This window comes from Streptomyces sp. XM83C (assembly GCF_023072675.1).
GTDB lineage: Bacteria > Actinomycetota > Actinomycetes > Streptomycetales > Streptomycetaceae > Streptomyces > Streptomyces thermocoprophilus.
This window is the reverse complement of the sequence record NZ_JALLGL010000297.1, coordinates 1-7,548: the sequence shown is the minus strand read 5'-3', so window position 1 is coordinate 7,548 and position 7,548 is coordinate 1. Positions and strand designations below refer to the sequence as shown.

8 protein-coding genes are annotated in these 7,548 nt (G+C 73.7%); 4 read left to right on the top strand and 4 right to left on the bottom strand.

Annotation, left to right across the window (positions count from 1 at the left end):
- Nucleotides 1-248: 248 nt before the first annotated feature.
- Nucleotides 249-1,187 (top strand): cation diffusion facilitator family transporter, encoded by a 939-nt coding sequence (locus MTQ10_RS25160; protein WP_247472442.1) that lies wholly within the window; start codon nucleotides 249-251, stop codon nucleotides 1,185-1,187.
- 278 nt (nucleotides 1,188-1,465) lie between these two features.
- Nucleotides 1,466-2,062 carry an isopentenyl-diphosphate Delta-isomerase gene (idi, locus tag MTQ10_RS25155; RefSeq protein ID WP_247472441.1) on the top strand — a complete coding sequence of 199 codons (597 nt, stop codon included), beginning with the start codon at nucleotides 1,466-1,468 and terminating at the stop codon, nucleotides 2,060-2,062.
- 189 nt (nucleotides 2,063-2,251) lie between these two features.
- Here the strand turns inward: idi and MTQ10_RS25150 are convergent, their stop codons facing one another.
- Nucleotides 2,252-2,764, bottom strand: coding sequence for an ATP-binding protein (locus MTQ10_RS25150; protein WP_247472443.1), 513 nt, complete (start codon nucleotides 2,762-2,764; stop codon nucleotides 2,252-2,254).
- A gap of 174 nt (nucleotides 2,765-2,938) precedes the next feature.
- Nucleotides 2,939-3,685 (bottom strand): HdeD family acid-resistance protein, encoded by a 747-nt coding sequence (locus tag MTQ10_RS25145; RefSeq protein WP_247472440.1) that lies wholly within the window; start codon nucleotides 3,683-3,685, stop codon nucleotides 2,939-2,941.
- Between the two features lie 219 nt (nucleotides 3,686-3,904).
- On the opposite strand from MTQ10_RS25145, the gene MTQ10_RS25140 reads away from it, so the two are divergent.
- Nucleotides 3,905-4,654, top strand: coding sequence for an enoyl-CoA hydratase/isomerase family protein (locus MTQ10_RS25140; RefSeq protein WP_247472439.1), 750 nt, complete (start codon nucleotides 3,905-3,907; stop codon nucleotides 4,652-4,654).
- A 12-nt stretch (nucleotides 4,655-4,666) separates the two neighbouring features.
- Here MTQ10_RS25140 and MTQ10_RS25135 read toward each other — a convergent pair whose 3' ends face one another.
- On the bottom strand, nucleotides 4,667-5,302 hold the full coding sequence (locus tag MTQ10_RS25135; protein WP_247472438.1) for a DJ-1/PfpI family protein: 636 nt from the start codon (nucleotides 5,300-5,302) through the stop codon (nucleotides 4,667-4,669).
- A gap of 128 nt (nucleotides 5,303-5,430) precedes the next feature.
- On the bottom strand, nucleotides 5,431-6,390 hold the full coding sequence (locus tag MTQ10_RS25130; protein WP_247472437.1) for a GlxA family transcriptional regulator: 960 nt from the start codon (nucleotides 6,388-6,390) through the stop codon (nucleotides 5,431-5,433).
- Nucleotides 6,391-6,571: 181 nt separating this feature from the next.
- Here MTQ10_RS25130 and MTQ10_RS25125 point away from each other — a divergent pair, with 181 nt between their 5' ends.
- A complete protein-coding gene (locus tag MTQ10_RS25125; RefSeq protein WP_247472436.1) occupies nucleotides 6,572-7,441 on the top strand; it encodes an SCO6745 family protein in 870 nt (289 codons plus the stop codon).
- Nucleotides 7,442-7,548 lie beyond the last annotated feature (107 nt).

The following is a 7,548-nucleotide window of genomic DNA, read 5'->3' as shown; positions in this document are numbered from 1 at the left end:
GCCGGGGGCGGTGCCCCGTGCGGGCGCGGGGGCGCGGCGGACCTGCGGCGGCCGTGGGCGTCGGGTGGCCCGTGCGCGGGGCAGGCGGCCCGTGCGCGGGGCAGCGGTGGCACAAGGCTGCGGGGAGACCGCCCGGTTCGAGGTTTGCGCAGGTCAGGGGATGACAACGGTGTTCAGTTCCGCGTTGCCGGATACCCCCCACCCGTAGTTCACTGGGGGTTCCGGACGACCGGCGGAAGGGCGGTTCCATGGGGGCTGGGCACGATCACGGGCATACGCACGCGGCACCGGCGGGCGGTACCGCCACCGCGGCGTACCGCGGTCGGCTGCGGGTGGCGCTCACCATCACGGTCGCCGTGATGGTGGTGGAGATCGTCGGCGGGCTGGTCGCGGACTCGCTGGCGCTGATCGCCGACGCGGCCCATATGGCGACGGACGCCGTGGGGCTGGGGATGGCGCTGCTCGCGGTGCGTTTCGCGGGCCGCCCGGCGGGCACGAACCGCACCTTCGGGTACGCGCGTGCGGAGATCCTCGCCGCGCTCGCCAACTGTCTGCTGCTGCTCGGGGTGGGCGGCTATGTGCTGTACGAGGCGGTGCAGCGGTTCCTGACGCCGGCCGGCACCGAGGGCGGGCTGATGATCGCGTTCGGTGCGATCGGTCTGGCCGCGAACACGGTGTCGCTGACGCTGCTGATGCGCGGGCAGGCGGAGAGCCTGAACGTGCGGGCGGCGTTCCTGGAGGTGGCGGCGGACGCGCTGGGCTCGCTGGCGGTGATCGTCTCGGCGGCGGTGATCCTGGCCACGGGCTGGCTGCCCGCCGACCCGATCGCCTCGCTGGTGATCGGCCTGCTGATCGTGCCGAGGACGCTGCGGCTGCTGCGGGAGACGCTGGACGTGCTGCTGGAGGCGGCGCCGAAGGGCGTGGACATGGCGGAGGTGCGGTCGCACATCCTGGCCCTGGACGGGGTGGAGGACGTCCACGATCTGCACGCCTGGACGATCACCTCGGGGCTCCCGGTGCTGTCGGCGCATGTGGTGGTGCGTTCGGACGTGCTGAACGCGATCGGGCACGAGAAGATGTTGCACGAGCTTCAGGAGTGCCTGGGCGGCCACTTCGACGTGGAGCACTGCACGTTCCAGCTGGAGCCGGCCGGGCACGCGGAGCACGAGGCGCGGCTCTGCCACTGACCCGGTGGGTGGCTCTGCCCCTGACCCGGGCGGCTCTGCCGCGGGAGGGGGCGGGTTTCCGCCGCTGTCGGGGGCGGTCTACCGGAGCCGCGGGGTATCGGGGCGCGGCCTTCCGAAGCGACGGGACTGCCCGTTTTCGTACGGGATTTCGGGCGGTTCCGGGCCCGTGGTGCCGGGAACGATCACATATCGGGCCCCGCTTCCGGACGCCGTGGCGTGCCGGGAGTGTCCGTGGTGTACGGCAGACTGGGGCGCGAGGACCGATGCGAAGGATGGGTATGCCGATCACTCCTGCCACCGCGGCACACAGTTCGCCGGCGAACGACACCGCGGACGCGATTCTGCTCGAACTGGTCGACGAGAAGGGCGTGACGATCGGTACGGCGGAGAAGCTCGCCGCCCATCAGGCGCCCGGGCAGTTGCACCGGGCGTTCTCCGTGTTCCTCTTCGACGACCGTGGCCGACTGCTGTTGCAGCAGCGTGCGCTGGGCAAGTACCACTCCCCCGGTGTGTGGTCCAACACGTGCTGCGGGCATCCGTACCCGGGTGAGGCGCCGTTCGCGGCGGCTGCCCGGCGGACGTTCGAGGAGCTGGGGGTCTCGCCGTCGCTGATGGCGGAGGCGGGCACGGTGCGCTACAACCATCCGGACCCGGCGTCGGGCCTGGTGGAGCAGGAGTTCAATCATCTGTTCGTGGGTCTGGTGCAGTCCTCGCCGCGTCCGGACCCGGAGGAGGTCGCGGCGACCGCGTTCGTGACCGCCGCGGAGCTGGCGGAGCGGCATGCGCGGGACACGTTCTCGGCGTGGTTCATGACGGTGCTGGACGCGGCGCGTCCCGCGATCAGGGAGCTGACGGGCCCGTCGGCCGGCTGGTGATCCACCGGCCCGGTACGGCGGCCGGTACGGCACGGTGTACGGCGGCGGCTGTGGGCCGCCGTACCGCTTTCGCGGCGTAGGAGCGGCGAGGCCGCTCGGGCGTCGTCGGATGTGCGCTCGTGGGTGGCCGCGGGGGTGTTCTCGTGTGGGGCCACGTGGGTGCTCATCGCGTGGGGCCGCGTGGGTGCGCTACAGCGTCGTCTGCGGGGGTTTGAGCGGCAGGGCGGCCCAGATCACCTTGCCGCCGTTCGCGGTGTGCTCGACGTCGCAGACTCCCCCGGCCTCTCTGGTGATCTCGCGGACCAGCAGCAGTCCTCGGCCGCCGAGCCGTCCGTGGTCGGCTTCCAGGGCGGTCGGGCGGTAGGGGTGGTTGTCCTCGACGGACACCCGGATCCATTCGGCGCCGACGGCCACTTCGACGGCGACCATCGGTGACAGCAGGGCGGCGTGTTTGACCGCGTTGGTCACCAGCTCCGACACGATGAGCAGCAGTCCCTGCACCAGTTCGTCGGCGGCGGGTACGCCCTGGCGGTACAGCAGGTCGCGGACGGCGTGCCGCGCCTGCGGGACGGAGGAGTCGGCGGCGGGGGCGGTGAACCGCCACACTCCTTCGTACGGCAGCGGGGACGCGGGGCTCGCCTCGTACGGTGTGCCCGCTGCGCCTGCCGGGCGTGGGCCGGGCCCGCGCCCCTGGTCGTCCATCGTCCGGTCGCCACCCTCGCGCTCGATTGTCACCACACGACGAGTGTTGGGAACGCTGCGCTCTGTTCCGGTTGCCTGAACACAAGTCAGCGACTATCGAGCGTTTCTGACCGTTGGCGTATGACACGGTCAGTTGGAGGACTGCTCCTGTTCCAGTGGGACCGACTTCACGAACTATTCGGGTTGTACGGGTTTGGCGGCGCCGAGGTCCGGACCGGGGGCGGCGCCGGTGCGGTCCGTGCCGTCGGGGCGCGGGGCTCCGCCGGTCGCGGGGCCCGGTGCGGAGGCGATGCCGTCCGGTCCGGGCGCGGGGGTGACGCCGTCCGGTCCGGGCGCGCCGTCGCCGGTGAGGCGGTCGGAGACCATGCCGACGATGCGCCGGCCGCCGAAACCGGTGGCGACGAGACCGAGCCCGTCGAAGAGCAGCGCGAGCGAGAAGAACGTGCCGATGACGTACTGGCTGCTGCTCGGCCAGTTCCCCAGCACCAGGATGCCCAGCAGCAGGTCGAAGGCGCCGAGCATGAGGGTCCAGCCGAACTGGGGTCCTCGGACGACGAGGCTGCCGACGAGCCGGAACAGGCCGGCGCTCAGGAAGAGCAGCGCGGCGAACATGGCGAGCGCCGCCGCGGCGGCGTCCGGGCGGCGGATGACGACGACACCGGCGGCGATGTTCAGCGCGGCGACGATCACGCCGAGCCAGAAGAAGCTGGTGCCGCGCGCCTGCACGGCGTGCAGCAGCCCGACCACACCGCCGATCAGCAGCAGCCAGCCGAACAGCAGCATGGAGGTGAGGGTGGCCACGCCGGTGTAGACGAGGCCGACGAGTCCGGCGAGCACGAGGATCACACCGAGCACGGCGAGCCAGCCGAAGCCCCGACTGAGCTTCTGCGCCTCCCTCGGGGGCGGGGTGGACGTGGTCATGGGGACGCCTCCTCGGGTCACTGCCCTCTGCTCCACTTCTGACCGACTTTGTCTCATATGAACATATGTCTTGCCCGTGCCGCCGCCCGGCGCACCGGCTGTACCCGCCGGGTCCCCCGGGAGGGGCGGGGTTCACCTGGGCGGGCGAGGCGGGTGGCCCGTGTCTCATCGGGCTCCCCGTGATCGGCGGGCGCGGGGCGGGCGGATAGCATCCGGCGCATGGAGCCGCAGCTGTTGCACGAGGTCACCGCGTCGGTCGCCACCGTCGTCATCCGGCATCCGGAGCGGCGCAACGCCATGACGGCCGCGATGTGGCGGGCGCTGCCCCCGCTGCTGGACGACCTGGCCGCCGACCCGGGGGTGCGGGCACTGGTGCTGACCGGGGAGGGCGGCACGTTCTGCGCGGGCGCGGACATCACCTCCCTGCGCGAGGGGCCGCAGGAGGCGCAGGAGCTGGCGGTGCGGGCGGAGGAGGCGCTCGCGGCGTTCCCGAAGCCGACCCTGGCGGTGGTACGGGGGCACTGCGTGGGCGGCGGCACACAGCTCGCGGCGGCATGCGATCTGCGGTTCGCCGAGGAGGGCGCGCTGTTCGGGGTGACCCCGGCCAAGCTGGGCATCGTCTACCCGGCGTCCTCCACACGCCGACTCGTGTCCGTGGTCGGCAGGGCGACCGCCAAGTATCTGCTGTTCTCCGGCGAGTTGATCGACGCGGAGCGGGCACTGCGCACCGGTCTGGTCGACGAGGTGCTGCCGGAGGGGCAACTGGGCAAGCGGGTCGCGGAGTTCGCCCGGATCCTGGTGTCGCGTTCGCAGCTGACGCAGGCCGCGGCGAAGGAGTTCGCCGACGGCCGGACGGACCGGGACGCCCACTGGGCGGAGCAGGCACGCGGCAGCGCCGAGGCCGCGGAGGGCGTCGCCGCGTTCCTGGAGCACAGACAGCCGCGCTTCACCTGGACCATCTCCCGGTGAGCGGCGCGCCGTCTACGTGAGGATGAACCGGCTCATGCCGCGCACCAGCTCCACGATGCCCGCCGGCGCCTTCGCCGGGGACCCGGCGTCGTAGGGCGGCTGGGGGTCGTACTCGGTGCCGAGCTGAACCGCGCGCGCCACGTCGTCCCCGGCGATCCGGCCGACCAGGGTCAGAGCCATGTCGATGCCGGAGGAGACACCGGCGGCGGTGACGTACTTGCCGTCGAACACCACGCGCTCGCCGGTGGGTTCGGCTCCGTGGCGGCGCAGCTCGTCCAGGGCCAGCCAGTGCGAGGCGGCCCGGCGGCCCCGCAGCAGCCCGGCCGCGGCCAGCAGCAGGGAGCCCGTGCACACGGACGTCGTCCAGGTGCTGGTGGTGTCGGCGGCGCGCAGCCACTCCAGCAGCGGCTCGTGCTCCATGAGCGCGCTCTGCCCGGGCCCTCCGGCCACGACGACGACATCGGGGCGGGGTACGTCGGTCAGCGCCCTGTCGGCGGTGATCGCGACGACGCCGGTGTCGGTGCGCACCGGGCCGGGGTGCTCGGAGACGAAGACGCACTCGGTGTCCGGGACCCTGCTGAGGATCTCGTAGGGGCCGACGGCGTCGAGGGCGGTGAAACGGTCGTAGATGACGAAGGCGATCTGCATGACGGGCCTCTCGTGGGGTGGGTCCTCGGGGGGCGCGAAGGCGGTCCGGGGAGTCGGTCCGGGGGTGCCGTCCGGCAGGTGCCGGTCCGGCGGGGTCGGGAGCCGGTCCGGCGGGGGCCGGTGCCGGTTCAGGGGGCCGGTGCCGGGTGGAACCGGCGGCGGTATTCCGCCGGGGCGACGCCGAGGGCCTTCACGAAGGCGCGGCGCATCGCCTCGGGGGTGCCGTAGCCGCTGGCACGGGACACCTCCTCCACACCGTCGGTGGTGTCCTCCAACAGGCGGCGGGCGTGTTCCAGACGGACCCGGTCGACGTACCGGCCGGGGGTGACACCCGTCTCGGCCTGGAAGGCGCGGGCGAAGTGGCGAGGCGAGAGCGTCGCGCGGGCGGCGAGGGCCTCGACGCTCAGATCGGCGTCCGGGTGCTCGGTGATGTAGCGCTGCACCTCCTGCAAGGGCTCACGCCGGGCGGTCTGCGCGGAGAGCTGAGCGCTGAACTGGGCCTGGTTGCCGGGTCGGCGCAGGAACACCACCAGATGCCGGGCGACGGTCAGGGCCGTCCGCCGGTCCAGGTCCTCCTCCACCAGGGCGAGCGCGAGGTCGATGCCGCAGGTGACGCCGGCGGAGGTGGCGATGTGCCCGTCCCGCACATACACCGGGTCGGGGTCGACGTCGACGGCCGGGTGGTGCCGGGCCAGCGTGTCGCAGTACGCCCAGTGGGTCGTGGCGCGCCGGCCGTCCAGCAGGCCCGCCCGGGCGAGCAGGACCGCGCCGGTGCAGACCGAGACGAGGCGTTCGGCGCGCGGGGCGTGCGTGCGCAGCCAGTCGGTGAGTCGCGGGTCGGGGCGGCGGGTGCCCGCACCGCCCGGCACGAGCAGCGTGTGCGGGTCGGGCTCCTCGGCCAGGGCGGCGTCCGGAACCAGGGTGAGCCCGCTGGAGGTGCGCACCGGGGCGCCGTCCAGGGAGGCGGTGCGCAGCCGGTACGAGCCCGGCGCGCACGTCTCGGCGCCCGCGAAGACCTCCAGGGGGCCGGTGACGTCGAGGCTCTGGACGCCGTCGAAGAGCACTGCGAGAACGGTTCGCTGCGGCATGTTTCGATTCTTGGCCGCCCCGGCGAGGGCAGCAACGACGGATACCCCACCTTTTCTGCCATGCGCCCCCTCTCCCCCGCCCCCGCCGAGTCCGTGCCGGCAGGACAGCCTTTCCGGTGGTACGGGACAGCCGGCCGTCCCGGCACTGGAGCAGGTACCGACCGGTCGGTACCGTACGGGCATGACCACTGCCGTTCTCGAGCCGCGCGCCGGCCGTCGCTGTCACAACGCGCTGAACTCCCTGCACGCCACGCACTACTTCGCGCCCGAACTGGGCCGGGAGCTGGGCGCGCTCGGCGTCACCGATCCCCGTGCCGTCAATTTCGCGGTGCGGTCCGCCGCGCTCGGCCCGGTGGGCGCCGGCACCGTGGCGGCGACCTTCTACAACTACAAGTACGAGCTGGTGGCCCGGCATGTGCCCGCCGCGTGGGAGAAGGCCTCCCCGGACGCCGTCCTCGCGGCACGCGCGCGTGCCGTGGACGCGTCGCTGCGGCGGCTGCTGGGCGCCGAGGCCCTGGCGTCGGCGGAGATGGCCGAGGCGGCGGGGCTGGCGCTGCGCGCGGCGGAGGCCTGCACGCGCGCGGGGCGCCCGCTGTACGCGGGCCACGCCGACCTGCCCGTGCCGGACGAGCCGCATCTGGCGTACTGGCACGCGGCGACGCTGCTGCGCGAGCACCGGGGCGACGGGCATCTCGCCGTGCTGGTCGCGGCCGGGCTGGACGGCCTGGAGGCCGTGGTGACGCACACCGCCACCGGCCGGGGCATGGCGCCGAAGTGGGTGTTCGCGACGCGCGGCTGGACTCCTCAGGAGTGGGACGCGGCGGTGGACCGGCTGCGGGCGCGCGGCCTGCTCGACGCCGACGGCGCGCTGACGGCGGAGGGTGTGGCGCTGCGGGAGGAGATCGAGGCGGAGACCGACCGGCTGAACCGGGCGCCGTACGAGCATCTCGGCGCGGAGGGCGTGGCGCGGCTGACGGAGCTGGGCGCCGGGTTCGCGCGCGCCGCGATCGGGGCCGGGGCGTTCCCGGCGGATCTGTTCGGCACGGGCTGAGCCGCGCCGCCGGTCCGGGGCCGCGCCGCAGGCCCCGGTCCGCGCCGCAGGCGTCCGTGCCGTGCGCCGGGCCGGCTGTCCCGGGCGGTGCGGGGCGGGGCCTGCGG